The sequence below is a fragment of the Kribbella lupini genome (assembly GCF_039529595.1).
Lineage (GTDB): Bacteria > Actinomycetota > Actinomycetes > Propionibacteriales > Kribbellaceae > Kribbella > Kribbella lupini.
The window spans coordinates 724,116-748,171 of the sequence record NZ_BAAANC010000003.1 but is presented as its reverse complement, the minus strand read 5'-3'; the positions used below and the strand labels follow the sequence as shown (position 1 = coordinate 748,171).

25 protein-coding genes are annotated in these 24,056 nt (G+C 70.1%); 17 read left to right on the top strand and 8 right to left on the bottom strand.

The window, feature by feature from the left end; all coding sequences use genetic code 11:
• Positions 1-10: 10 nt before the first annotated feature.
• The 6 genes from ABD235_RS29680 (at position 11) to ABD235_RS29655 (ending at position 5,650) form a co-directional block, all read left to right on the top strand.
• Positions 11-613: a CGNR zinc finger domain-containing protein gene (locus tag ABD235_RS29680; RefSeq protein ID WP_344180123.1), complete on the top strand. Its 603-nt coding sequence runs from the start codon at positions 11-13 to the stop codon at positions 611-613.
• A complete protein-coding gene (locus tag ABD235_RS29675; protein WP_344180121.1) occupies positions 610-1,308 on the top strand; it encodes a VOC family protein in 699 nt (232 codons plus the stop codon). The genes ABD235_RS29680 and ABD235_RS29675 overlap by 4 nt, the downstream gene beginning before the upstream one ends.
• Complete coding sequence (dapE, locus tag ABD235_RS29670; protein ID WP_344180119.1) at positions 1,308-2,369, top strand: succinyl-diaminopimelate desuccinylase; 1,062 nt, start codon at positions 1,308-1,310, stop codon at positions 2,367-2,369. The genes ABD235_RS29675 and dapE overlap by 1 nt, the downstream gene beginning before the upstream one ends.
• A gap of 53 nt (positions 2,370-2,422) precedes the next feature.
• A complete protein-coding gene (locus ABD235_RS29665) occupies positions 2,423-3,280 on the top strand; it encodes an LOG family protein (protein ID WP_344180117.1) in 858 nt (285 codons plus the stop codon).
• 112 nt (positions 3,281-3,392) lie between these two features.
• Positions 3,393-5,093, top strand: coding sequence for a DivIVA domain-containing protein (locus ABD235_RS29660; RefSeq protein WP_344181338.1), 1,701 nt, complete (start codon positions 3,393-3,395; stop codon positions 5,091-5,093).
• Positions 5,090-5,650: a DNA-3-methyladenine glycosylase I gene (locus ABD235_RS29655; RefSeq protein WP_344180115.1), complete on the top strand. Its 561-nt coding sequence runs from the start codon at positions 5,090-5,092 to the stop codon at positions 5,648-5,650. Before ABD235_RS29660 ends, ABD235_RS29655 begins: the two co-directional genes overlap by 4 nt.
• 114 nt (positions 5,651-5,764) lie before the next feature.
• On the opposite strand, the gene ABD235_RS29650 is transcribed toward ABD235_RS29655, so the two are convergent.
• Positions 5,765-6,556, bottom strand: a complete 792-nt coding sequence (locus tag ABD235_RS29650; protein WP_344180113.1) for an enoyl-CoA hydratase/isomerase family protein — start codon at positions 6,554-6,556, stop codon at positions 5,765-5,767.
• Between the two features lie 33 nt (positions 6,557-6,589).
• Positions 6,590-7,408 (bottom strand): PaaX family transcriptional regulator, encoded by an 819-nt coding sequence (locus ABD235_RS29645; RefSeq protein ID WP_344180111.1) that lies wholly within the window; start codon positions 7,406-7,408, stop codon positions 6,590-6,592.
• Between the two features lie 180 nt (positions 7,409-7,588).
• Between ABD235_RS29645 and ABD235_RS29640 the strand changes: the two genes are divergently transcribed.
• Positions 7,589-7,756 carry a DUF3117 domain-containing protein gene (locus ABD235_RS29640; RefSeq protein ID WP_012923066.1) on the top strand — a complete coding sequence of 56 codons (168 nt, stop codon included), beginning with the start codon at positions 7,589-7,591 and terminating at the stop codon, positions 7,754-7,756.
• 165 nt (positions 7,757-7,921) lie between these two features.
• Positions 7,922-9,439, top strand: coding sequence for a leucyl aminopeptidase family protein (locus ABD235_RS29635; protein ID WP_344180109.1), 1,518 nt, complete (start codon positions 7,922-7,924; stop codon positions 9,437-9,439).
• 84 nt (positions 9,440-9,523) lie between these two features.
• On the opposite strand, the gene ABD235_RS29630 is transcribed toward ABD235_RS29635, so the two are convergent.
• From ABD235_RS29630 to ABD235_RS29620, 3 genes are all read right to left on the bottom strand, one after another.
• On the bottom strand, positions 9,524-10,405 hold the full coding sequence (locus tag ABD235_RS29630; RefSeq protein ID WP_344180107.1) for an oxidoreductase: 882 nt from the start codon (positions 10,403-10,405) through the stop codon (positions 9,524-9,526).
• Between the two features lie 142 nt (positions 10,406-10,547).
• Complete coding sequence (glgA, locus tag ABD235_RS29625) at positions 10,548-11,702, bottom strand: glycogen synthase (RefSeq protein WP_344180106.1); 1,155 nt, start codon at positions 11,700-11,702, stop codon at positions 10,548-10,550.
• A gap of 15 nt (positions 11,703-11,717) precedes the next feature.
• Positions 11,718-12,254, bottom strand: a complete 537-nt coding sequence (locus ABD235_RS29620) for a GNAT family N-acetyltransferase (protein WP_344180105.1) — start codon at positions 12,252-12,254, stop codon at positions 11,718-11,720.
• Positions 12,255-12,319: 65 nt separating this feature from the next.
• Here ABD235_RS29620 and glgC point away from each other — a divergent pair, with 65 nt between their 5' ends.
• Genes glgC through ABD235_RS29580 form a run of 8 tightly spaced genes read left to right on the top strand, consistent with a single transcriptional unit; the run spans position 12,320 to position 20,354 of the window.
• The gene (glgC, locus tag ABD235_RS29615; RefSeq protein ID WP_344180103.1) at positions 12,320-13,588 is read left to right on the top strand and encodes a glucose-1-phosphate adenylyltransferase; all 1,269 of its coding nucleotides are present in this window, start codon (positions 12,320-12,322) and stop codon (positions 13,586-13,588) included.
• Positions 13,585-14,880, top strand: a complete 1,296-nt coding sequence (gene kynU / locus ABD235_RS29610) for a kynureninase (RefSeq protein WP_344180101.1) — start codon at positions 13,585-13,587, stop codon at positions 14,878-14,880. The genes glgC and kynU overlap by 4 nt, the downstream gene beginning before the upstream one ends.
• Positions 14,881-14,890: 10 nt before the next feature.
• Complete coding sequence (locus ABD235_RS29605; protein ID WP_344180099.1) at positions 14,891-16,195, top strand: FAD-dependent oxidoreductase; 1,305 nt, start codon at positions 14,891-14,893, stop codon at positions 16,193-16,195.
• Positions 16,196-16,248: 53 nt separating this feature from the next.
• The gene (locus ABD235_RS29600; protein WP_344180097.1) at positions 16,249-17,697 is read left to right on the top strand and encodes a 2-hydroxymuconic semialdehyde dehydrogenase; all 1,449 of its coding nucleotides are present in this window, start codon (positions 16,249-16,251) and stop codon (positions 17,695-17,697) included.
• Entirely contained in the window at positions 17,694-18,104 is a 411-nt protein-coding gene (locus tag ABD235_RS29595) for a RidA family protein (RefSeq protein WP_344180095.1), read from the top strand. Before ABD235_RS29600 ends, ABD235_RS29595 begins: the two co-directional genes overlap by 4 nt.
• A gap of 2 nt (positions 18,105-18,106) precedes the next feature.
• A complete protein-coding gene (locus ABD235_RS29590) occupies positions 18,107-18,625 on the top strand; it encodes a 3-hydroxyanthranilate 3,4-dioxygenase (protein WP_344180093.1) in 519 nt (172 codons plus the stop codon).
• A complete protein-coding gene (locus tag ABD235_RS29585; RefSeq protein WP_344180091.1) occupies positions 18,625-19,620 on the top strand; it encodes an amidohydrolase family protein in 996 nt (331 codons plus the stop codon). Before ABD235_RS29590 ends, ABD235_RS29585 begins: the two co-directional genes overlap by 1 nt.
• Complete coding sequence (locus ABD235_RS29580; protein WP_344180089.1) at positions 19,617-20,354, top strand: alpha/beta hydrolase; 738 nt, start codon at positions 19,617-19,619, stop codon at positions 20,352-20,354. Before ABD235_RS29585 ends, ABD235_RS29580 begins: the two co-directional genes overlap by 4 nt.
• On the opposite strand, the gene ABD235_RS29575 is transcribed toward ABD235_RS29580, so the two are convergent.
• The 3 genes from ABD235_RS29575 to ABD235_RS29565 form a co-directional block, all read right to left on the bottom strand.
• A complete protein-coding gene (locus ABD235_RS29575; protein ID WP_344180087.1) occupies positions 20,351-21,331 on the bottom strand; it encodes a Fic family protein in 981 nt (326 codons plus the stop codon). The genes ABD235_RS29580 and ABD235_RS29575 overlap by 4 nt on opposite strands.
• A gap of 99 nt (positions 21,332-21,430) precedes the next feature.
• Positions 21,431-22,108 carry an O-methyltransferase gene (locus ABD235_RS29570; RefSeq protein WP_344180085.1) on the bottom strand — a complete coding sequence of 226 codons (678 nt, stop codon included), beginning with the start codon at positions 22,106-22,108 and terminating at the stop codon, positions 21,431-21,433.
• A 154-nt stretch (positions 22,109-22,262) separates the two neighbouring features.
• On the bottom strand, positions 22,263-23,045 hold the full coding sequence (locus tag ABD235_RS29565; RefSeq protein ID WP_112244167.1) for a DeoR/GlpR family DNA-binding transcription regulator: 783 nt from the start codon (positions 23,043-23,045) through the stop codon (positions 22,263-22,265).
• 101 nt (positions 23,046-23,146) lie between these two features.
• On the opposite strand from ABD235_RS29565, the gene ABD235_RS29560 reads away from it, so the two are divergent.
• Entirely contained in the window at positions 23,147-24,028 is an 882-nt protein-coding gene (locus ABD235_RS29560; protein ID WP_344180082.1) for an SIS domain-containing protein, read from the top strand.
• Positions 24,029-24,056: the final 28 nt, after the last annotated feature.

Sequence of the window (24,056 nt, the reverse complement as noted above, 5' to 3'; positions counted from 1 at the left end):
GAATCGGGCTGTGCTCGCCCTGGAACTAGCCCGCACCATCCGCCACGATGGCCACGGCGGCCTGCTCGACGTGCTCGCCACGGATGAGGGCGTCGAGGCCTTTCTGGAGCAGACGGCGCCGGAGGTCGAGCAGGTGGTCGGCCGATCTCTGGAGCTGTCTTCTTCCGACGTCTCGCCTGCGCTGGTCGATCTGCGGAGCGTCGTACGGAACCTGTTTGCTCGGGCCGTTCGGCCGGCGGCTCCTACTCGGGTCGAGCTGGCCGCACCGCTCGATCCCGCGACGGCGCTTCGGCGACTCAACCGGACGGCGGACTTCCTCGGGACGCCTCAGTTGGCCTGGGCGGAGGACGCCGACCTGCCGACGACCACCTGGTCGGCGCGCAGCAGCGACCCGCTGAAACTGCTGACCGGCGCGGTGGCCCGGTCGGCGATCGACTTCCTCAGCGGGCCGGACGTCCTGCGGTTGCGGGCCTGCCCGGCGGCTCGCTGCGTCCGCTACTTCCTGCAGACCGATCCCCGCCAGACCTGGTGCTCACCGTCGTGCGGGAACCGCGAACGCGTCAACCGGCACTACCGGAAACAGTCGGCGGATCCCTCTAGCCTTGGGGGATGAGTGTTGCGCGCTTCAAGGACCTGTGTGTCGACGTGAACTCGGTCGGCCCGATGACCGAGTTCTGGGGGACGGTGCTCGGCCTGACCCCGCCGGTGGACGCGGCGGCGGACGGGCCGGTGCCGCTGCGCGGCGAATCGTCGGAGCAGACCGTCTGGATCAACAAGGTGCCCGAGCCGAAGACCGTCAAGCAGCGCGTCCACCTCGACGTGCACACCTCGGCGATCGCCGACCTGGAGAACCTCCGCGCGACCGTGCAGTCGCCGATCAGCGACGAGCAGAGCTGGGCGGTGATGGAGGACCCGGAGGGCGGCGAGTTCTGCGGGTTCCCGCGCGACAGCGTTCCGGCGTACCGGTTGATGGAGGTGGTCGTGGACTCGGCCGACCCCGAGGCCCAGGCGCGCTGGTGGCACGGTCTGCTCGGCGGCGAGTTCAACGCGGGCGAGGGCAAGCCGTACAGCTGGCTGGAGAACGTGCCGGGCACACCGTTCGACTACTGGGTGTTCATCTCGGTCCCGGAGCCGAAGACGGTGAAGAACCGGATCCACTGGGACGTCGACGCGGACACCCTCGACGCCGTGCTGGCCGCGGGTGCGACACTGCTGCGGCCCCAGGACGACGAGATCGACTGGTCGATCTGCGCCGACCCCGAGGGCAACGAGTTCTGCGTGTTCCTGCCCCAACCAGAGGACGATTGATGGCGAAGTTGGACCTGACGCAATCCGGACCCGACCTGACGGCCGCGCTGGTGGACATCTCCTCGGTGAGTGGGACCGAGGAGGAGCTCGCGGACGCGGTCGAGGCCGCGTTGTCGGCGTACGGGCACCTGAAGGTGTTCCGGCACGGGAACACGGTCGTCGCCCGGACCGACCTGGGCCGCGCCGAGCGGATCGTCCTCGCCGGGCACCTGGACACCGTCCCGCTGAACGACAACCTCCCGTCGCGTCGCGCCGACGGCCTGATCCACGGGCTCGGCGCCTGCGACATGAAGGGCGGGGTCGCCGTCGCGCTCCGGCTGGCCGCGACGCTGGCCGAGCCGAATCGCGACGTCACCTACGTGTTCTACGACTGCGAGGAGGTCGAGGCCGAGCGCAACGGGCTGTTCAAGCTCTCGCAGTCCAACCCCGAGCTGCTCGACGGCGTCTTCGCGGTGGTGATGGAGCCGTCGAACGCGGTCGTCGAGGCCGGTTGCCAGGGCACGATGCGGGCCGAGATCACCACCCGCGGCGAGCGGGCGCACTCGGCGCGCTCGTGGATGGGCGTCAACGCGATCCACGCCGCCGGGGGAGTGCTCGCGCGGCTGGCGGCGTACGAGCCGCGGCGGGTGCCGATCGACGGGCTCGAGTACCGCGAGGGCCTGAACGCGGTCGGGATCAGCGGCGGCGTCGCCGGCAACGTCGTACCGGATCTGTGCACGGTGACGGTCAACTACCGGTTCGCGCCGAGCCGGTCCGAGGCCGAGGCCGAGGCGCACGTGCGCGAGGTCTTCGAGGGGTACGACGTCGTGGTGACCGACAGCGCGCCCGGCGGGCTGCCGGGTCTGCAGCGGCCGGCGGCGGCCGCGTTCCTCGAGGTCGTGGGCGGTGAACCGCAGCCGAAGTTCGGGTGGACCGACGTTGCGCGGTTCACGCTGCTCGGCGTACCGGCGGTGAACTACGGGCCGGGCGACCCGCTGCTCGCGCACAAGCAGGAGGAGTACGTGCCGGAGGCGGAGATCGAGCAGTGTGAACAGCGGTTGAGGAGCTGGTTGACAGCCTGATCCGTCCGCGCGAGTCCCCGCTGGCCGTCGGTGGGCCGCACTAATCTGGGGGCATGGCAGATTCCATTCACCCAGACCGCCCCCAGTCCCAGCAGCGGGGGCCGGTGGTCATGCGGCGCAAGCAGGTGCAGCAGTCGACCTCCGAGCAACGGCTGCTGGACAGCCGCGGCCCGTCGGACTGGGTGCACACCGACCCGTGGCGGGTGCTGCGGATCCAGTCGGAGTTCATCGAGGGCTTCGGCATGCTGGCCGAGCTGGGCGCGGCGATCAGCGTGTTCGGGTCGGCGCGGACCAAGCCCGACGACCCGATGTACGCCGCCGCCGAGTCGTTCGGGCGGAAGCTGGTCGGGGCCGGGTACGCGGTGATCACCGGTGGTGGGCCGGGCGTGATGGAAGCCGCGAACAAGGGTGCCTCCGAGGCCGGCGGGGTGTCGGTCGGGCTCGGCATCGAGCTGCCCTTCGAGAACGGCCTGAACGAGTGGGTCGACATCGGGATGAACTTCCGGTACTTCTTCACCCGCAAGACGATGTTCGTGAAGTACGCCCAGGGCTTCGTGGTGATGCCCGGCGGCTTCGGGACCTTGGACGAGCTGTTCGAGGCGCTGACGCTGGCGCAGACGCGCAAGGTGACGTCGTTCCCGGTGGTGCTGTTCGGCACGTCGTACTGGGGCGGGCTGGCCGACTGGCTCCGCGAGACCATGCTTGCCGACGGCAAGATCTCGGCGGCCGACCTGGACATGTTCACGATCACCGACGACGTCGACGAGGCGATCAGCTACATCGTCAAGGCCGGCGAGATGGCTGATGCAGCGGCCGAGGAAGCGGCGGCTGCCGCGGCGGCGGACGTCGAGGACAACCCCGAGGCGCGCGAACGGCGGGAGCAGCACCGGCTGGGCTCCGACGGCAGCTGACACCGAGCGCGGCAGGTACGTAGCTTCGGCGACTTGCTGACCCCGTCTCGGTGGCGGAAACCCGCGGGGATTGTGCGCCGGTGCACCCCGGCGTGGCACGATCGGTCCCGTGATGTGGTTCTTCGGGCTCGTTGTCGTCGTACTGATCGGGGCTGTCGCCGTCGTCGCCTCCGGGCGCTGGGGCGCGATGAGCCCCGCCTACGACGACCGGCCGGACGTGTCCGTACCCGCCCGCCAAGTGCTGTCGTCCGACGACATCGCCACGACCCGGTTCGCGGTCGCGCTGCGCGGCTACCGGATGGACGAGGTCGACGGCCTGCTCGAACGCCTGGGCCGCGAGGTCGCCGAACGCGACCGCCGGATCGCCGACCTCGAACGCGCCGTCACCCCGATCCTGCACGGCCCCGAAGGCGCCGGCTTCACCTCCCGCGCCGACTACGACCTCACCGACTTCGACGACACCGGCTACCAGAAGCCCATCCTCGTCGGCGGCGACTTCCCCGTCGCCGAGCCCGCAGCCGCAGACCAGCCCGCCGCGGACCAGCAGGCTGCTGCTGACGAGCAGGCTGCTGCTCACCCGGAGGCCGCCGCCGGGCAGCAGGCCGCCGTCGACCCGCAGGCCGCCGCTCCGCAGCCGTCTGCTGCAGAGCAGGCGTCCGTCGTCGAGCAGGGCGCCGCCGCACGGCAGCCGTCGGCTGCCGCAGAGCCGCAGAGCATTCTCGACGCACGGTTGGCCGCCATCGAAGCACGGAAGTCTGCCGCTGAGCCGCAGGAGTCTGCTGCCGAGCCGACACAGACGGACGCCCTGCCTCAAGCCGGCGCGAGCGACCCGACAGACACTCTGCCGCCCCAGCCCGAGCCGGGGCTCCCGCCGGAGCCGGTGCTTCCGCCCGAGCCCGAGCCGGTGCACCCGCCCGAGCCCGAGCCGGTGCACCCGCCCGAGCCCGAGCCGGTACGCCCGCCCGAGCCGGAGCCCACGTTCCCGGAGCCCGAGCCCGTCCTCCCGCCTGACCCGGCTCTCCCGCCGCAGCCGGAGAACAACCGGTACGCCGATGCCGCCGACGTACCGGCAGCGCCGTACGCAGCTCCCGCCAGCCAGCAGGCCGACCCGTACGCCGCTCCCGCAGCCGACCCGACGCAGGCAGTCCCGTACGCCGACCCGGCGAGCACGACACCCTCTGCCCAGTCGACCCCGTACGCACAGCCGACAGACACACTGAGCGCCTCACCGGCTGACGCGCCGGCCGCCGTACAAGCGGACGATGCTCCGGCTGACGCGCCGGGCGCCGTACAAGCAGACCCGTACGAGCCTCCGGCCGCCGTACAAGCTGACCCGTACGAGGCTCCGGCCGATGGGCCCGCGCAGGCAGACCCGCACCCGGCTCCGCAGGCTGACCCGTACTCGACCTCCGGGGAACCGGCCGGGGCGCCGGGGGTGGGGGCTGGTGCGTACCCGATTCGGCAGGTGGATGAGTACTCGCCGACGTTGGACCAGCTCGGGACGCAGGAGCCTGTGGCCGTGCCGCAGGCTGAGGCTGAACCGGAGGCCTGGTTCCAGCATGCGCCGCCGCCCGAGGACCAGCAGGCTGAGCAACTGCCGCTTGACGGCCAGCCCGACGGCGGTCGGCAGGCCGAGACCGACGCCGACGTGGTCGAAGGTGTCTGGCGGCCGGCCACCGCGACCGCTGCTGCGAACTCGGGCGCTGGCGAAGACGTACCTGCGGAGAACGGTGAGGCGGGTGACTCCTCCGAGGAGGCTCCGCGGGGCCGGCACAGTGCGGCGCCTGATGTGGTTCGGCGTCCAGGCTTGTGAGTGTGCTGGGGGCCGACGGGCGGCCTCGGTGTGACTGGGCGGTGTCGGCGCCGGAGTACGTGGCCTACCACGACGACGAGTGGGGGCAGGTGATCCGGGACGACCGCGGGCTGTACGAGCGGATGACGCTCGAGGGGTTCCAGTCGGGGTTGTCGTGGATCACGATTCTGCGGAAGCGGGAGAACTTCCGGCGGGCGTTCGCCGGGTTCGACCCGGAGGTGGTGGCGGCGTACGGCGAGGACGACCGGGCGCGGTTGATGAGCGACGCCGGGATCGTGCGCAACCGGCTGAAGGTCAACGCGGCGATCGTCAACGCGCGGGCTCTGCTGGAGTTGGAGCCGGGGGAGTTCACGGAGTTCCTGTGGTCGTTCCGGCCTGAGCAGCAGCACGTGCCGAAGACGCTGGCCGACGTACCGGCGACCACGCCGGAGTCGATCGCGATGGCCAAAGGGCTGAAGAAGAAGGGGTTCGTCTTCGTCGGGCCCACCACCGCCTACGCGCTGATGCAGGCCACCGGGATCGTCAACGACCACCTCGCTGACTGCATCGCCCGCTGACTTGCCCCTTGCGGCCGCGGTGATGCGGCCGACCAGCTCAGCGCTGGTTGAGGCCGCTCCGGCCGGAAAAAGTTGGGCGCGGAATGGTCCTGGTGCGCCGTACGGGTGCGCGTGCTACTTGCCTTCGAAGACCGGCTTCTGCTTGGCGACGAAGGAGGCGACCGCGTTGCGGTGGTCTTCGGTGCTGCCGGTGGACTGCATCTTGCCCGCCTCGAACGCCAACGCCTCGGCCAACGTGTGGGACGCGGAGTACGCGATGGACTGGCGGACGCCGGCGTACGCCTGGGTGGGGCCCGCAGCGAGCTTCTGAGCGAGGTCTGCGGTGGCGGTGTCCAGGTCGGCGGCTGGTACGACGGACGTGGCCAGGCCCAGCGACAGTGCCTCGGTGGCGGGGATGGTGCGGGGGAAGTACAGGAGCTCGGTGGCCTTGGCCTGGCCGATCAACCGGGGCAGCGTCCACGAGATGCCGGTGTCGCAGGACAGACCGATGCCGGTGAAGGCGAAGTTGAAGCCTGCGGTGTCGGCGACGACGCGGAAGTCGCAGGCGAAGGCCATCGACGCGCCGGCGCCGGCGGCGACGCCGTTCAGCGAGGCGATGACCGGCTTCGGCATCTCGGCCAGGGCCAGCGCGATCGGCGCGTAGTGGTCGGGGACGGTGGACCACAGCGCGTCCAGGTCGTTGGCCTCGAGCAGGGTGATGTGCTCCTTCAGGTCCTGCCCGACGCAGAACGCCCGCCCGGTCCCGGTCAGTACGACGCACCGCACGGCCTCGTCCTCGGCGGCCGCGCGCACGGTGTCGCGCAGCGCGACCTTGGTCGCCGTGTCCAGCGAGTTCATCGCGTCGGGACGGTTCAGCCGGATCGTGCCGACGCCGTCGGTCACGTCGTACACCACAGAGTCACTCATCGTCGCGAGCTCCCAACAATCGGTGAGAAAAGGTCAGTGAACAGTCAGGCAGTTGTCGACGAAACGCCCGGCCGCGTGGCCAAGGCGCGCGGCGTGAAAATCGAAGAACTCGGCCGCCCGCGCACCGGCCCAACCGGCCGGCAGCAGCTCCGCCGGGAGCCCCGGGTCGACGAACAGGAACTTGCGCCACTCGTGCACCAGTTCCGACCGTACGGCGAACGCCTGCTCGTCGCTCACCTCGCCCTCGGCCCGCGCCACCAGCGCCTTCGCCTCGACCAGCCACGCGTCGTACGACGCGCCCAGGTCGTCCAGCTTCCAGACCCGCCGGGCGAACTCCACGGCGTCGTTGTCGACCGGTGCCCGGAACCGGTCCGCGGCGATTCCCTCGGCGGCCAGGATCTGGTCCACCTCGGTGTCGTGGCGCAGCCCGACCCAGGCGCCGTCGGACAGCGGAGCCCAACCCAGGAAGGAAAGTTGGCTCACCAGTTGCTCCCGGCGACGAGCGTTCGGGACCTCGCGCAGGATGCACAGGTGCCAGTGCCGGTCCCACCGTCCGGACGGGGCCGGTACGGTGTCCAGGCCGTCGCTGTCCTGGTCGGTGCGGTAGATCCGGACGGCCGCGTCGTCGAGCCGGCGACGCGCCCGGGTGGTCAGCGCGTACCCCGGTTGCCCGTCGGTCCGGACCGGCTCGAGCCAGCCCTGCCGGACCATCCGCGAGACGGCTGTCCGGACCGCCGGCGGCTGGACGCCCAGAGGCGCGAGCAGCCGGACCAGGGCGGCCACGGGCGCCCGCGCGCCGCGGGCACGCAGGTGGTCGCCGTACAGGTCGAAAAGGGCTGATCGGGCGTGCACGAGACCTGAGTCTGCCGTATGGTGCGCGGCTCTGGCCTCGGATCGGGGATAATGGGTCCTGATACACACTGCGATACGCGCCGACGGCGCATCACCGCGTGGCGCCGGCGACGGTCACCGCGCGGTGTCGTCGCTCAAAACCGATGAGGACAGTATCCGAATGAGGGAAGGGGTGCGCGCATGGCGGCGATGAAGCCGCGGACGGGCGATGGTCCGCTCGAGGTCACCAAGGAGGGCCGGGGCATCGTGATGCGGGTTCCGCTCGAAGGCGGCGGTCGGCTCGTCGTCGAGCTGAACGCGGATGAGGCGACCGAGCTGGGGAACGCGCTCAAGGCCGTAGTCGGCTAGCTGTCCCCGCAGGGTGACGCCACGCGCACCCTCCTGACAAAACCCGTAACAACCCCGGTGGCTGCCTGGTTCCAGGCACCCGCCGGGGTTGTTACTTCTGCTCCCGAAGTAAAGTCCCGGTCGGAACAACCAAGGCACGTTTGATCAAACCTCGTGAGGTCTCCTGTGGCTCGCCGTAGCGCCAAGTTCGTCTTCCCCACCTTGCCGGCCGTGGCCTGGCAGCCCGGGCTCCCTGTGCACGGTGCCCCCAGTTGGGTCGTCGTGGTCGGCGAGGCCGGTCTGCCCGCCGCCGCGAAACAAGCCGGTGAGCGGCTCGGGGTCGATCTCGACCGCCTGCTCGAGGTGCAGCGCGACACGGGGTTCAGCACGACGGCCGGCGCCACCGCGGCGTACCCGTTGCTGTCCGGCGAGGTCACCGAGGTGCTGCTCGTCGGCGCCGGGTCCGGTACGTCGGCCGAGCTGCGACACGCCGGTGCGGCGGTCGCCCGCTTCGGCCGCGGCAAGGACGAGCTCACCGCACTTGTTGCCGAAGGCATCGATGACGAGGCGCTCCAGGGCTTCGCCGAGGGCCTTGTGCTCGGCTCGTTCACGTACACCCTCAAGACCGTCGACCCGGGCCAGCCGGTGGCCGGCCGGATCACGCTGACCGACGGCTCGGACGCCGACCGGTCCGCCGCGGTCGACCGCGGCCTGGTGGTCGGCCGGACCGGCTGGCTGGCCCGCCAGTTCGCCACCACCCCGTCGAACGAGAAGGACCCGGCCTGGCTCGCGGCCCGGGCCACCGAGCTGGCCGCGCACGGCGGGCTCGAGGTGAAGGTCTGGGACGAGAAGGCGCTCGCGGCCGACGGGTTCGGCGGCATCCTTGCGGTCGGCAAGGGCTCGACCCGGCCGCCGCGGCTGATCCGGATCGACTACACGCCGGACGGCGCCGGCCCCGACACGCCGTACGTCGTACTGGTCGGCAAGGGCATCACCTACGACACCGGCGGCCTGTCGCTGAAGCCGCGCGAGTCGATGGTGTCGATGAAGCGCGACATGACCGGCGGCGGTTCGGTGATCGCGACGATGTCGGCGCTGCGCGAGCTCGGCGCGAAGATCCGGGTCACCGGTCTGGTCTGCTCGGCCGAGAACATGCCGTCCGGCACGGCGTACCGCCCCGACGACGTGATCCGCCACTACGGCGGCCGGACCACCGAGGTGAAGAACACCGATGCCGAGGGCCGGCTGGTGCTGGCCGACGGGCTCGCCTACGCGGTCAAGGAGCTGAAGCCCGACGCGCTGGTCGACGTCGCGACGCTGACCGGCGCGATCAAGGTGTCGCTCGGCGCGATGCTGTACGGCGGGCTGTTCGCGACCGACGACGCGCTGGCCGATCAGCTCACCGCGGCCGGCGAGGTGTCCGGCGAGCGCCTGTGGCGGATGCCGCTGCCGGCCGAGTACGCCGACCTGATCTCGACGCCGATCGCCGACTCGGTCAACAGCTCTAAGGGCCCGGGGTCGATCACCGCCGCGCTGTTCCTGAAGGCGTTCGCGGGTGACGTCCCGTGGGCGCACCTCGACCTGTCGAGCATCGCCGAGTCCCCGCGCGACGAGTACGAGTACTCGATCGGCGCCACCGGCGCCGGCGCCCGGCTCCTCACCACGTGGCTCACGTCGGAGGACCCGCTCGCCGGTATCGCCTGATCGCCGACGTGCACCACTGATCAACCTCGGCGGGCTCGCCGGCCGAACGCTCAGCGGCGGGCCCGGCCGCGGCCCACGCGAAGGTTAGTCAGTGGTGGGCGTCGACCCGGCGATTCCATCCAGCTCGGCGATCGCGTCGGCCGGGAGGACCAGGTCGGCGGCCGCGACGTTTTCGCGCAGGTGGGCGATCGACGACGTGCCAGGGATGACGACGCTGGTGCTCGAGCGCTGCAGCAGCCAGGCGAGGGCGACCTGCTGGGGTGTGGCGTCGAGGCGCTGGGCGACGGAGGTCAGCGTGCCGGACTGCAGCGGTGTGAAGCCGCCGAGCGGGAAGTATGACGCGAACGCGATGTTCTCCCGCGCGCAGAGCTCGACCAGCGCGTCGTCGCGCCGCTGAGCCAGGTTGTACAGGTTCTGCACGGTGACCACCGGCGCGATTGCCTGGGCCTCGGCGAGCTGCCCGGCGGTCACGCTGCTGAGCCCCAGGTGCCGGATCAGGCCCTCCTTCTGCAATTCGGCCAGCGCACCGAACTGCTCGGCGATCGAGTCGTCGTTCAGCCGGTCGTTGTCGCCGGCCCGGAGGTTGACGGCGTCGAGCACGTCGACGCCCAGGTGCTCGAGGTTCTCGTGGACCTGCGCCTTCAGCTCGGCCGGGTCGCGGGACATGATCCAGCTGGCGTCCGGACCGCGCCGGGCGCCGACCTTGGTGATGATCCGCAGGTCGGCCGGGTACGGGTGCAGGGCCTCCTTGATCAGCTGGTTGGTGACGTACGGGCCGTAGAAGTCGCTGGTGTCGATGTGCGTGATGCCGAGCGCGACCACCTCGCGCAGGACGGCGATCGCGGCGTCGTGGTCCTTCGGCGGTCCGAAGACGTGCGGGCCGGCCAGCTGCATCGCGCCGTACCCCATCCTGCTGATGACGAGGTCGTCGGCGAGGCGGAGGGTGCCGCCGGGAACGTTGCTCATGAGCTGCCTTTCGACGAAGTGGATCTACCACCCACTCTTCGTCGGCACCGGCGGATCAGGGAGTGCCCTGCTGTTCCTGGGACTGACAGGACCCAGGCTGTTCCAGCGGAAGGCGCCACGATCCGCGCTCGCCGCGAGAAGCTCAGAGCAGCGAGTTGTACAGCGCGACCGTCCGGTCCGCGACGGCGTCCCAGCCGAACTCCGAGACCGCGCGTTCGCGGCCGGCCTTGCCCATCGCCTCGGCCTTGGCCGGGTTCGCGACCAGGTCGTTGATGCCCTCGGCCAGCTGTCGCTCGAACGTGACGACGTCGTTCTCGTCGTACGCGACCAAGGTGCCGGTGACGCCGTCGTTCACGACCTCGGGGATGCCGCCGACCGCGCTCGCGACGACGGCGGTCTCGCAGGCCATCGCCTCCAGGTTGACGATGCCGAGCGGTTCGTAGACCGACGGGCAGCAGAACGCCAGCGCGTGCGTGAGCACCTGCCGGACGTCCTCGCGCGGCAGCATCTCCGACACCACGAACACACCGTCGCGAGCCGCCTTCAGCTCGTCGATCAGCGCGTCGGTCTCGGCCTTCAGCTCCGGCGTGTCGGCGGCTCCGGCGAGCAGCACGAGCTGCACGGACGGGTCCAGCTGCAGCCCGGCGCGGAGCAGGTGCGGCACGCCCTTCTGCCGGGTGATCCGGCCGACGAAGGTGACGTACGGGCGGCTCTGGTCGACACCGAGCCGGTCGAGCACGTGGGTGGCCGGGTCCGGGTGGTAGAAGTCGGCGTCGATCCCGTTCGAGATGACGTGGACCTTGGCCGGGTCGACGGTCGGGTAGCACTCCAGGACGTCGTCGCGCATGCCCCGGCTGACCGCGACGACGGCGTCCGCCGACTCGTACGCCGTGCGCTCGGCCCAGCTCGACAGCCGGTAGCCGCCGCCGAGCTGCTCGGCCTTCCACGGCCGGCGCGGCTCGAGCGAGTGCGCGGTGACCACGTGAGGTACGCCGTACAGGAGCTTGGCCCAGTGGCCGGCCATGTTCGCGTACCAGGTGTGGGAGTGGACGAGGTCGCTGTCGCCGACTCCGGCGGTCATCGTCAGGTCGGTCGACAGCACGCGCAGCGCGGAGTTGGCGGTCGCGATCCGGTCGTCGTCCTCGGAGTGCGCGGTCGCGCCGGCCCGTGGCTCGCCCATGCAGTGCACGTCCACGTCGATCAGGCGGCGCAGCTCGCGGACCAGGAAGTCCACGTGCACACCGGCCCCGCCGTACACGTCCGGAGGGTACTCACGCGTCAGGATGCCGACCTTCATGCTCCCGACCATAGATCAGCTCAGCGTTGTGGGCACCCAGAAACGCAGCTTGCCGTGCCGCTCGTCCTCCAGTTCGCCGCCGGCCGCCTCGATCACCTTGCGGGAGGCGTCGTGGCCGACGTCACAGGTGAGCAGCGCGGGGTCGATGCCGAGCTTGGCCGCGAGGGGCAGCGACTGGGTGAGCATGTCGGACGCATGGCCCCGGCGCCGGGCCGACGGCCGTACGACGTACCCGATGTGGCCGCCGAGCTCGAGCAGCGCGGGCGTGAGCTCGTGACGGATGGACAGACGGCCGAGCCACTCGGCGCCGTCGACGAACCAGAGCACGGTCTGGTGGACCAGGCCGGGCGGGAGCTCGGTGCGCTCATCTGATTCCGACCGGATGCGGTCGACCAGTCGCGCGAACTCCGCGGGGTCCTCGGCCTGGGTCCTGGTCCAGTCCTCGTCGAGGGCGTGCGCGCCCATCCACCGCTCCTCTTCCGGCCGCAGTTCGTCCCACGCGGCGAGGAAGGAACGGTGAACGGCGACAGTCGGCTCGATGAGGGTTGGCATGTACTCAGTGTGGCGACACTCGCAAGCGTCTATTGCGCGGCGGCATCCACGGTTAGGGTGCGGACATGGCGAAGGCACCCAGAGTTCTCGGAATCGTGCTGGCCGGCGGCGAGGGCAAGCGGCTGATGCCGCTGACGGCGGACCGGGCCAAACCGGCCGTGCCGTTCGGCGGGAGTTATCGCCTGATCGACTTCGTGCTGTCCAACCTGGTCAACGCGGGCATCCGCAGCTTGTGCGTGCTGACCCAGTACAAGTCGCACTCGCTGGACCGGCACGTCACGATCACCTGGCGGATGTCGACCTTCCTCGGCAACTACGTCACCTGCGTGCCGGCCCAGCAGCGGCTCGGCCCGCAGTGGTACCAGGGCAGCGCGGACGCGATCTACCAGTCGATGAACCTGATCAACGACGCCAAGCCCGACATCATCGTCGTGTTCGGCGCCGACCACGTGTACCGGATGGACGCCTCGCAGATGGTCGCCGACCACATCGCGCGCGGCAACGGCGTGACCGTGGCCGGCATCCGGGTGCCGCGGGCCGAGGCGTCGGAGTTCGGCGTGATCAAGACCGCCGACGACGGCCACACGATCGCGGAGTTCCTGGAGAAGCCGGCCGACCCGCCGGGGCTGCCGGACTCCCCGGACGAGACGTTCGCCTCGATGGGCAACTACGTGTTCTCGGCCGACGTCCTGGTCGAGGCGCTGCGCAAGGACGCCGCGAACCCGGCCAGCCGGCACGACATGGGCGGCGACATCGTCCCGATGCTGGTTGCCGAGGGCAAGGCGGGCGTCTACGACTTCAAGGACAACGACGTCCCGGGCGCGCTCGACCGCGACCGCTCGTACTGGCGCGACGTCGGTTCGCTGGACTCGTACCACGAGGCGCACATGGATCTGGTCTCGGTCCAACCGGTGTTCAACCTGTACAACTCCGACTGGCCGATCTTCACCTCGCACCCGCAGCTGCCCGGCGCGAAGTTCACCGACCACGCGACCGTCAGCGAGTCGATCGTCTGCCAGGGCTCGATCGTGTCCGGCGCGGTCGTCGACCACTCGGTGCTCGGCTCGAACGTGATCGTTGCCGTCGGCGCGCACGTCGAGCGCGCGGTGATCATGGACAACTGCAAGATCGGCGCCGGCGCGGTGCTGAAGAACGTGATCCTGGACAAGAACGTGGAGGTCCCGCCGGGCGTGCAGATCGGGGTCGACCCCGAGCACGACCGGGCGCGCGGGTTCACCGTGTCCAAGGGCGGGGTCACCGTGCTCGGCAAGGGCCAGGTGGTCGAGCCGCCGGCGGCCGTCGCCGAGCCCGCGGACGAGGCCGCCGAGGCGTGACCGCGGAGAGCGGCGGATCGGCGCGACCCGGCTCGGAGGCCGAGGCGTTCGCGCTGGACGCCGGGGATCCGGGGCATCGCGAGCTGTTCGACGTACCGCCGGTGGACGGTGGGCCCTACCCGGACGTCGCGTACTTCGCGGGGAACTCGCTCGGGCTGCGGCCTCGGGCGACCCGGGGTGAACTGCTGGCCGACCTCGACGCCTGGGCTGCTCTCGGAGTCGAGGGGCATCTGGAGGCCGAGCGCCCCTGGTTGCCGTACCACGAGTCGCTGACGGCACCGGCGGCCCGGCTGGTTGGCGCGCTGCCGAACGAGACGGTGGTGATGAACTCGCTCACCGTCAACCTGCACCTGCTGATGGTCTCGTTCTACCGCCCGACCGCTGAGCGCTTCCGGATCGTCATCGAGGACTCGGCGTTTCCGTCCGACAGCTACGCCGTCCGGTCGCAGGCGCGTTTCCACGGGCTCGATCCGGACGACGCGATCGTGCGGTTGAAGCCGCGCGCCGGTGAAGACGCGCTGCGCACCGAGGACGTGGTCGGGGTTCTCGGCCCGGACACCGCGCTGGTGCTGCTCGGCGGCGTCAACTACCTGACCGGCGAGCTGATGGACATCCCCGCGATCACCGCCGCCGGTCACGCGGCCGGCGCGGTCGTCGGCTGGGACCTGGCGCATGCCGCGGGCAACGTTCCGCTCCAGCTGCACGACTGGGACGTGGACTTCGCCGCGTGGTGCTCGTACAAGTACCTGAACTCCGGCCCGGGCGCGCTCGCCGGGGCCTTCGTGCACGAGCGGCACCACGGCGGCGACCTGCCGCGGTTCGAGGGCTGGTGGAGCACCGAGCCGGCGACCCGGTTCGAGATGGCGCCGGAGTCGCGGCCGCCGCGCTCGGCCGACGCGTGGCAGGTGTCGAACCCGCCGATCTTCGCGATGAGCCCGGTGCGGACGTCGTACGAGCTGTTCGACAAGGTCGGGATGGACGTACTGCGGGCGCGCAGCCTGCGGTTGACGGCGTACCTGGAACGGTTGCTGCTGGAGGTCACGGCCGGCCGGCCTCTGGAGATCATCACGCCTTCCGATCCCACCCGGCGCGGCGCGCAACTGTCGATCCGGGTCGGCGGTGGGCTGCGGGCGGGGGAGCTGTGCAAGACGCTGAGATTCGAGTACGGCGTGATCGCCGACGCGCGCGAGCCGGACGTCGTACGGCTCGCGCCGGTGCCGTTGTACTCGCTCTACCACGACTGCTGGCGTGCGGCGCGGGCTCTCGCGGCCGCCGTACCCGAGACTGCCTGACGGAGGCCAGATGACTGTCGCGATCGTTGGTGCCGGGCTGACGGGCAGTCTGCTCGCCTGCTTCCTGGCGCGGCGCGGTCTGTCGGTGACCCTGTACGAGAAGCGCGCCGACCCGCGGACCGGCGCGGCCGAGCGCGGGCGGTCGATCAACCTGGCGATCTCCGAACGCGGGCTGGACGCGTTGCGGCGGATCGGGCTCGACGACGAGGTGATGGCCGACGCGCTGCCGATGAAGGGGCGGATGATCCACCCGGTCGACGGGCCGCTGGACTTCCAGGCCTACAGCGCGTCGCAGGATCGCGCGATCAACTCGATCAGCCGGGGTGCGCTGAACAACGCGCTGCTCGACGCGGCCGAGAAGGCTCCTGGCGTTTCGATCGTCTTCGAGCACCGGCTGGTGTCGCTGGACTCGCAGACCGGGGCTCTGGGGTTCGAGACACCGGGCGGTCTGGTCGAGGTGTCGGCGGACGTCGTACTGGGGGCTGATGGGGCTGGGTCCGCGGTGCGTGGGCAGTTGGTCGCGGACGGGTCGGTGGTGGACGACGTCGACTTCCTGGACTACGGGTACAAGGAGCTGTCGATCCCCCCGGCCGGTGGGGACTTCGTGCTGGATCCCGGCGCGCTGCACATCTGGCCGCGCGGGACGTCGATGATGATCGCGCTGCCGAACCCGGACAAGTCCTTCACCTGCACGCTGTTCTGGCCTTCCGGGTCGTTCGACGCGTTGACGACGCCGGCCCTGATCCTGGGGTACTTCGGGGAGCACTACCCGGATCTGTTGCCGTTGGCCCCTACCTTGGTGGACGACTACCTGCAGAATCCGGTGGGTGTGCTGGGGACTGTGCACACGCATCCGTGGCAGGCGCACGGCCGGACGGCACTGATCGGCGACGCCGCGCACGCGATCGTGCCGTTCTACGGGCAGGGCGCGAACTGCGCCTTCGAGGACGTCGTCGCCCTGGACCGCTGCCTGGACGAAACCGGTGGTTCCTGGGCTCGCGCCCTCCCACTCTTCGAGGCGCGCCGCCGCGACAACACCGAGGCGATCGCCGAGATGGCGCTGGCCAACTTCGTCGAGATGCGCGACAAGGTCGCCTCCCCGGTCTTCCGCCTGACCAAGCAGTTCGAGCACTTCGTGGAGCGGCTGCTGCCCGGGCGGTATGTGTCCCGCTACGAGCTGGTGAGCTTCAGCACGACGCCGTACGCCGAAGTCCGCCAGCGCGTCCGGCGGCAGCATCAGGCGCTGGGTTTGGCGGTTGGTGTGGGAGTCGGCGCGGTAGGTGCGTTGGTCAGAGCGGTGGTGAAGAGACGATGACTTCGTTGTGGCGACCCGAGTTGTTGACCGGCGTAGTGACTGAGCCTGGGCTGTTGCGGAACTTCGTCGACGGCTCCTTTGTCGAGAGTGCTTCGAGGTTCGCCAAGCACAGCCCGGTGACCGGCGCGCACATCTTCGACGTGTGTGAGGCTGATGCTTCGACCGTGGACGCGGCGGTTGGCGCTGCGCAGGCCGCTTTGAAAGGCCCCTGGGGCCGGATGAGCGAGCAGGAGCGGGCCGTCGTACTGCGTCGCGTCGCCGACGAACTGGAACGGCGGTTCGACGATCTGGTGGCGGCCGAGGTGGGCGACACGGGGAAGTCGATCAGCCAGGCGCGCACGCTCGACATCCCGCGCGGCGCGGCCAACTTCCGGGCGTTCGCTGACTTCGCGACGACCGCGCCGACCGAGTCCTACACGACCACGCTCCCGGACGGCCGCCGGGCGCTGAACTACGCCGTCCGCAAGCCCGCCGGCGTCGTCGCGATCATCGTCCCCTGGAACCTGCCGCTGCTCCTCCTCACCTGGAAGGTCGCGCCGGCGCTTGCCTGCGGCAACGCTGTCGTGGTGAAGCCGTCCGAGGAGACCCCGGCGTCGGCGACCGTGCTCGCCGAGGTGATGGCGGCGGCCGGCGTACCGGACGGGGTCTTCAACCTCGTGCACGGCTTCGGCCCGTCGTCGGCGGGGGAGTTCCTGACCACGCATCCCGGCGTCGACGCGATCACGTTCACCGGCGAGTCGGCGACGGGGTCAGCGATCGCCAAGGCTGCGGCCGACGGCGTCAAGGCGGTGTCGTTCGAGCTCGGCGGCAAGAACGCCGGGCTGGTCTTCGCCGACGCCGACCTGGACGCGGCGATCGAGGGCTCGGTCCGCTCGGTGTTCACCAACGGCGGTCAGGTCTGCCTGTGCACCGAGCGCCTGTACGTCGAACGCCCGGTGTACGACGAGTTCTGCGCGCGCCTCGCCACCCGGGCCGAGGGGTTGACCTTCGGCGGGCCGTCCGACGAGGCGACGGTGAACATGCCGTTGATCTCGCAGGACCACCGGACGAAGGTTCTGTCGTACTACGACCTGGCCCGCTCCGAGGGCGCGACGGTCCTGGCCGGCGGCGGCGTCCCGTCGTTCGGCGACGCCCGCGACAACGGTTGCTACGTGCAACCGACGGTCGTCACCGGCCTGCCCGCCGACGCCCGCACGAACACCGAGGAGGTGTTCGGCCCGATCTGCCACATCGCGCCGTTCGACACCGAGGACGAGGCGTTCGCCCTGGCCAACAACAGCAAGTACGGGCTGGCGGCAACGGTCTGGACACGCGACGTAGGCCGCGCTCACCGCGCCGGCTTCGCTTTGGACGTCGGCCTGGTGTGGGTCAACACCTGGTTCCTCCGCGACCTGCGGACGCCGTTCGGGGGCATGAAGCTCTCGGGTCTCGGCCGCGAAGGTGGGACTCACTCGGTGGACTTCTACTCCGACCTGACCAACGTCTGCGTGGAGCTCTCATGACCGTCGTACCGGGCAAGGCGGTGCCGCGCGGGCGGTTCCCGCACGTGAAGGTGGCGGGCGGGTTCGCCTACGTGTCCGGGACGTCGAGCCGGCTGCCGGACAACACGATCGCCGGCGCGGCGGTCGACGAGCTCGGGACGACGACGCTCGACATCCGGGTCCAGACGCGCGCCGTGCTGGAGAACATCCGCGACATCCTGGCGTCGGTCGGCGCCGGGCTGGAGGACCTGGTCAGCGTCACGTCGTACCTGGTGTCGATGAACGACTTCGGCGGGTACAACGAGGTGTACGGCGAGTTCTTCGACGAGACCGGGCCCGCTCGTACGACGGTGGCGGTGCATCAGCTGCCGCATCCGCAGTTGTTGATTGAAATCCAAGCCGTGGCGGCGATCCCGCAGAGGAGCTGACAATGGTCAACCTGGAGTCGACGAACTTTCCGGAGTGGGTCGAGCAGAACAAGCACCTACTGAAGCCGCCGGTCGGCAACAAGCAGATGTTCCCGACCGGGGACGACTTCATCACGATGGTCGTCGGCGGGCCGAACCAGCGCACCGACTTCCACGTCGACCCGTACGAGGAGTTCTTCTACCAGATCTCCGGAGAGCTGCGGGTGAACGTGATGACAGAGGACGGTCCCGCGACCGTCGAGGTGAACGCCGGCGAGATGTGGGTGCTGCCGCGCAACATGCCGCACTCGCCGCAGCGCGGGCCGGAGTCGATCGGCCTGGTGATCGAGCGGGTGCGCGAGCCCGGCGTACTGGAGAAGTTCCGCTGGTACTGCGCCAACTGCAACGCGATCGTGCACGAGGTCGAGCTGCAGGTCACCGACATCGTCGAGGACCTGCCGCCGGTCTTCAAGGCCTTCTACGACAGCGAGGACGCCCGCACCTGCCCGGAGTGCGGCACGCTGCACCCCGGCAAAGTCTGATGGCGGTTGACGTTCACACCCACCTCGTCCCCAAGGGCTGGCCGGACCTGGCCGAGGCCTGTGGGGGGACCGGCTGGCCGTGGTTGCGGATCGACTCCGAGCGGGCCGCGATGATCATGGTCGGCGAGACCGAGTTCCGGCCGGTCGGTCCGCAGGCCTGGGACACCGGCGTACGGCGTACCGACATGGATGCCGACGGCATCGACCTGCAGGTGGTGTCGCCGACCCCGGTGTTCTTCGGGTACGAACGCCCCACCGTCCAGGCGGTCAAGCTGGCCCGGATCTTCAACGACCGCACGCTGGAGACGCTCGCCGGGGACGAGCGGTTCGTCCCGTTCTGCCAGGTCCCGCTGCAGGATCCGGACGCAGCCTGCGCGGAGCTGGATCGTTGCCTCGACGCCGGACATGTGGGCGTCGAGATCGGCAACCACGTCGGCGACCGCGACCTCGACGACGAGGGGATCGTTGCCTTTCTCACCCATTGCGCCCACGTCGGCGCCCCGGTGCTGGTGCATCCCTGGGACATGCCGGGCGGCCCGCGGATCGACCGCTGGATGGCGCGCTGGCTGACCGGGATGCCCGCGGAGACCCATCTGTCCGTGCTCGCGATGATCCTCGGCGGGGCCTTCGACCGGATCCCTCCGGAGCTGCGGATCTGCTTCGCGCACGGCGGCGGGAGCTTCCCGTTCTGGATCGGCCGGCTCGACAACGCCTGGCACCGGCGAGGCGACATCGTCCGCGGCGCCTCGATGCATGCCCCGAGCCACTATCTGGACCGCTTCTTTGTCGATACCGTGGTGTTCGACGAAGCCCCGCTGCGGCTGCTGGTCGACACGCTGGGTGAGGACCGGGTGATGGTCGGCAGTGACTACCCGTACCCGCTGGGTGAGCGTCCGGCCGGTGAGGTGGTGCGCAAGGCCGCCTTCCTGTCCGACGATCAGCGGCACAAGCTGCTGACCGCCAACGCGACGCGTTACCTGGGGAGGTCTGGATGACCGAGGACCGCTCAGTGCTGTCCCGCGAGGCCCGTGAGCCCGACGAGCAGCTCCGGTACGGCGAGGACGCCGACCACGTGGTCGACGTCTGGCACGCCAAGGAGTACCGCCCGGCCGTGATCTTCCTGCACGGCGGCTTCTGGCGGCCGGAGTACGACCGCATCCACGCCCGCCCGCTCGGCGAGGCCCTGGCCGCCGAGGGCTGGCCCGTGGCGTCCGTGGAGTACCGCCGGGTCCCCGGGCATCCCGACATCACGACGAACGACGTCCGCGAGGCCCTGGACCGCCTGCCCAGCCTGATGGACCTGCACGCCGGCTACGTCCTCGTAGGCCACTCAGCAGGCGGCCACCTGGCCCTGTGGGCCGCAGCCACGCTCAACCCGGTCCAGCTTCGCGGCGTGGTTGCTCTGGCCCCCGTGGCCGACCTCCTCCTCGCCGACCAGCTCTGGCTCGACGACGGCGCCGTACAGGCCTTCATCAGCTCCGGAGTCCGCAACGACCTGGACCCGACCCACCTCCCGGCTCCCATCGCCCCGGTAGCCCTCATCCACGGCACCCGCGACCAGCGCGTCCCGCTGTCGGTCTCCGAGTCCTACTTCGCCGCCCACCCCACCGCCAAGCTCGACCGCCTGGACGGCGTGGGCCACTACGAGCTCATCGACCCACTCAGCGAGGCCTGGCACACGGTCACCAACGAAATCACCCGCCTCACCGGCCATGCCGAGCAGGCTTAGCGGCGCAGCTGGCTCGCGTCGGGCGATCGCCTCCACACTGCGCCCCGCCCTACTCCGTCGGGGGTGACCAGGCCCTCGGCCTTGAGCTGGTCAAGCACCAAGCGGATGGTCTGATCACTGATGCCCGGCAGGGCCGACCGTATGTCGGCCAGCCGAAACACCGGAGCAGCGTGTTCGAGGACGTACTTCCGGACCCGCTCCTGCTTGGTCCCACCAGAGCGATCGGACGCTGCGCGCTGCGCAAAGGTCTCGTACGCCGACGACAGAACCGTGACGAAGTACTTCAACCACGGCCAGGGGTCCGCACTGTCCTCGTGCCAGTCGTTCGTGGAGGCCAGCAGCGCGTCGTAGTACCCGTCCGCGGACTCGGCGATCAGCTGCTCGAGTGAAACCCAACGACAGACTTCGTACCCCGCGTCGATCAGCAGGGCGTTCGTCAACGCCCGAGCGACGCGGCCGTTGCCGTCAGCAAAGGGATGGATGACCAGCAGATCCAGGACCGCGAGCCCGACCAGCAGCACAGGATGATGCCGGCCGGCGCGCTGCGCCGCGTCGTACCGGTCGATCAGGTTCACCAGGCAGTCCGGCGTCTCACTCGCCGGTACGGGCCGAAACCGGACGGTCTGCGTCCCATCAGGCGACCGGTCGACGACCAGGTTGTCGTCGGTCTTCAGCTGTCCACCGCCGTACTCGGTCTCCGACCAGAGCAGCCGATGCAGGTGCAGGAGGAGCCCCAGGTTCAGCGGGTGCCAGTCCTCCTGAAACAGGTAGTCGAGAGTCTTGCGGTAGCCGGCAAGCTCCTTCTCACTTCTCGTACGCAGCACCCCTGCCCGCCCGTCGATGACTTCAGCGGCTCGGCGTACGTCGGGAACGACGACACCCTCGATCGCCGACGACGCGGTGATGCTCTGGACCCGCGCTCGGTTGGCGAGCTCCGTCAGCAGGGCGGGTAGCTGGTGGCGGAAAAGAACCCCCAAAGAACCAACAAACATACTAATCAGAGTCCATCTTAGTATGTTTGTTGGTTTTATTAGGTAGTTCCCTGCTCTTTCAGTGACTCAGGGTGCGCGGGTCGGTCACTCCGCGCGTTTGACGGCGGCCAGGAGGCCGTCGCCGCAGGGGAGGAGGGCGGAGACCAGGTCGTCGTCGTCGCGGACGGCTCGGATCAGGTCGCGGACGGCGGTGGTGTCGGCGTCGCGGTGGGAGGGGTCGGCGACCCGGCCCGCGTGCAGGGCGTTGTCGAAAGCGACGACGCCGCCGGGGCGGAGCAGGCGCAGGGCCTCGTGCAGGTACGCCGTGTACTCGCGCTTGTCGGCGTCGCAGAAGACCAGGTCGTAGTGGCCGTCGGTCAGGCGGGTGACGACGTCCAGGGCGGAGCCGGCGATCAGGCGGAAGCGGTTCGCGGGGATGCCGGCGTCGAGGAAGGTCTTGCGGGCCAGGCGCTGGTTCTCGGCGTCGATGTCGACCGTGGTCAGCGTGCCGTCGGGGCGCATGCCGCGCAGCAGCGCGAGGCCGGACACGCCCGTGCCGGTGCCGATCTCGACCACCGACTTGGCGCCGACGGCGGCGGCCAGCACGCTCAGGGCGGAGGCGGCGCCGGGTCCGATCGCGGAGATCCCGCTGTCGTTGGCGCTCGCCCGGGCACCGGCGACCGTGTCGGTCTCGCCGGTGTAGTCCTCGGCGTACGCCCAGGACGCGGGGTCGATGCCGGTGGCGATGATGCCCTCCCAATGTCTCGCCGCTGCAGTCCTCATCCGTCGAAAGCCTAGCGCCCTGCGGTGCTGCTTCCGTGTCTCCCGCGCTGAGACTGCGCACTCTTGCTCATTACAGGGCCCCTTGAGTCAGATATGATCGTGCTGACGAGTCAGAGATCACCCCTGGGAGGTGGCCGTGCGGAATTTCAGTCGATCAGGACCGGATCACGTCGATGCCGGCTTCCTTGAACACGGCCAGCTGGGACTCGTCGGCCTGCGCGTCGGTGACGAGCGTGTCGATCTCGCTCAGCTCGCAGATCCGGGCGAAGGCGCGCTGGCCGAGCTTGCTGGAGTCGGCGACCACGACGACCTTGGCGGCCCGGCTGACGATCAGCTGGTTGATGTTCGCCTCGCCCTCGTGGTGGGCGGTGGCGCCGGTCTCGTCGATGCCGTCGACGCCGATGAAGGCGATGTCCAGCGACAGGTCGGCCAGGATCCGGTGCGACAGCGGCCCGATCATCTCGTACGACTGCGGCCGCGCCACGCCGCCGGTGAGCACCATCTTCACGTGCGGCCGGACGATCAGCTCGTTGGCGATGTTCAGCGCATTCGTGACGAGGGTGAAGGCCGGCTCGCCGTGCTCGGCCGACAGCTCCGGCCGGGTCGCCAGCGTGCGCGCCACCTCCGAGATGGTGGTGCCGCCGTTCATGCCGATCACCATGCCGCGCCGGACCAGCGTGGCCGCGGCTTGCGCGATCCGCTGCTTCTCCGACGCGAAACGCGCAGTCTTGTAGCGCAGCGGCAGGTCGTAGGAGACCGCGTTGGCGACCGCGCCACCGCGGGTCCGGGTGAGGAGCTGCTGCTTGCCCAGGTGGTCCAGGTCGCGGCGGATCGTCGCCGCGGACACGTGCAGCTGCTCGGCGAGCTCGTCGACGTCGATCGCGCCCTTTTCGGCCAGCGACTCGAGCAACGTGTTCAGCCGTTCATAACGCTTCACCCGGGGCTCCTCCTCTACACAATCGGTCAGCCGGGCGGCTGCCGGTTGGCACCATTCGATCACGTTCGAGCAGTTTCGACCATTACAACGACGGAGACGACATGACCGACACCCCGTTCGTGAGCACCGAGATCGCCACTCAGCCGGCCCTGTGGCGACAGGTCGCGACCGGTTTCGCGCAGTACGGTGGCGCACTCCCGCAGTCCGGTCAACGGGTCGCGGCCGTGGGCTGCGGCACCTCCTGGTTCATGGCGATGGCGTATGCCGCGCTGCGCGAGGACCTCGGCCAGGGCGAGACCGACGCGTTCGCCGGGTCCGAGTTCGCCTTCGACCGCGCGTACGACGCGATCGTGGTGATCAGCCGCTCCGGTACGACGACCGAGGTGCTCGACTTGATTCGCCGTACGTCGGTGCCGACGATCGCGATCACCGCGACGCCGGGTTCGCCGATCACCGAGCTGGCCGACCACACGATCATGCTCGACTTCGCCGACGAGCAGTCCGTCGTACAGACCCGCTTCGCGACTACCACCCTGGCACTGCTGCGGGTGTCGCTCGGCCAGGACCTGACCCAGGCCGCCGCCGACGCCGAGACCGCGCTGACGATCGACGTCGACGAACTCGCCAAGCTGGAGCAGGTCAGCTACCTCGGCACCCGCTGGACCATCGGCCTGGCCCACGAAGCCGGCCTGAAGCAGCGCGAGGCCGCGTCGGCCTGGACCGAGGCGTATCCGGCGATGGACTACCGCCACGGCCCGATCGCCATCGCCCAGCCCGGGCGTGGGGTCTGGCTCTTCGGTGACGCGCCTGAGGGTCTGCTCGGCGACATCACCGCCACGGGGGCCACTGTCGTCCACCACGCGGACCTCGACCCGATGGCATCCCTGGTGGTCGCCCAACGGGTCGCGGTCGCGAAGTCGCTGGCGCTCGGGCTCAATCCCGATCAGCCGCGGAGCTTGAGCCGGTCGGTCATTCTGGATTGACCTGCGCGGGTCGCCTCGGGCCAGCGCG

Bases quoted from the DNA above. Each gene is read 5' to 3' on its own strand.
- ABD235_RS29640 (WP_012923066.1), top strand. From the start codon at position 7,589: ATGGCGGCGATGAAGCCGCGGACGGGCGATGGTCCGCTCGAGGTCACC.
- ABD235_RS29595 (WP_344180095.1), top strand. From the start codon at position 17,694: ATGACCGTCGTACCGGGCAAGGCGGTGCCGCGCGGGCGGTTCCCGCAC.
- ABD235_RS29580 (WP_344180089.1), top strand. From the start codon at position 19,617: ATGACCGAGGACCGCTCAGTGCTGTCCCGCGAGGCCCGTGAGCCCGAC.
- ABD235_RS29590 (WP_344180093.1), top strand. From the start codon at position 18,107: ATGGTCAACCTGGAGTCGACGAACTTTCCGGAGTGGGTCGAGCAGAAC.
- ABD235_RS29660 (WP_344181338.1), top strand. From the start codon at position 3,393: ATGTGGTTCTTCGGGCTCGTTGTCGTCGTACTGATCGGGGCTGTCGCC.
- ABD235_RS29630 (WP_344180107.1), bottom strand. From the start codon at position 10,405: ATGAGCAACGTTCCCGGCGGCACCCTCCGCCTCGCCGACGACCTCGTC.
- ABD235_RS29585 (WP_344180091.1), top strand. From the start codon at position 18,625: ATGGCGGTTGACGTTCACACCCACCTCGTCCCCAAGGGCTGGCCGGAC.
- ABD235_RS29650 (WP_344180113.1), bottom strand. From the start codon at position 6,556: ATGAGTGACTCTGTGGTGTACGACGTGACCGACGGCGTCGGCACGATC.
- glgA (WP_344180106.1), bottom strand. From the start codon at position 11,702: ATGAAGGTCGGCATCCTGACGCGTGAGTACCCTCCGGACGTGTACGGC.
- glgC (WP_344180103.1), top strand. From the start codon at position 12,320: ATGGCGAAGGCACCCAGAGTTCTCGGAATCGTGCTGGCCGGCGGCGAG.
- ABD235_RS29605 (WP_344180099.1), top strand. From the start codon at position 14,891: ATGACTGTCGCGATCGTTGGTGCCGGGCTGACGGGCAGTCTGCTCGCC.
- ABD235_RS29570 (WP_344180085.1), bottom strand. From the start codon at position 22,108: ATGAGGACTGCAGCGGCGAGACATTGGGAGGGCATCATCGCCACCGGC.
- ABD235_RS29665 (WP_344180117.1), top strand. From the start codon at position 2,423: ATGGCAGATTCCATTCACCCAGACCGCCCCCAGTCCCAGCAGCGGGGG.
- ABD235_RS29560 (WP_344180082.1), top strand. From the start codon at position 23,147: ATGACCGACACCCCGTTCGTGAGCACCGAGATCGCCACTCAGCCGGCC.
- ABD235_RS29620 (WP_344180105.1), bottom strand. From the start codon at position 12,254: ATGCCAACCCTCATCGAGCCGACTGTCGCCGTTCACCGTTCCTTCCTC.
- ABD235_RS29675 (WP_344180121.1), top strand. From the start codon at position 610: ATGAGTGTTGCGCGCTTCAAGGACCTGTGTGTCGACGTGAACTCGGTC.
- dapE (WP_344180119.1), top strand. From the start codon at position 1,308: ATGGCGAAGTTGGACCTGACGCAATCCGGACCCGACCTGACGGCCGCG.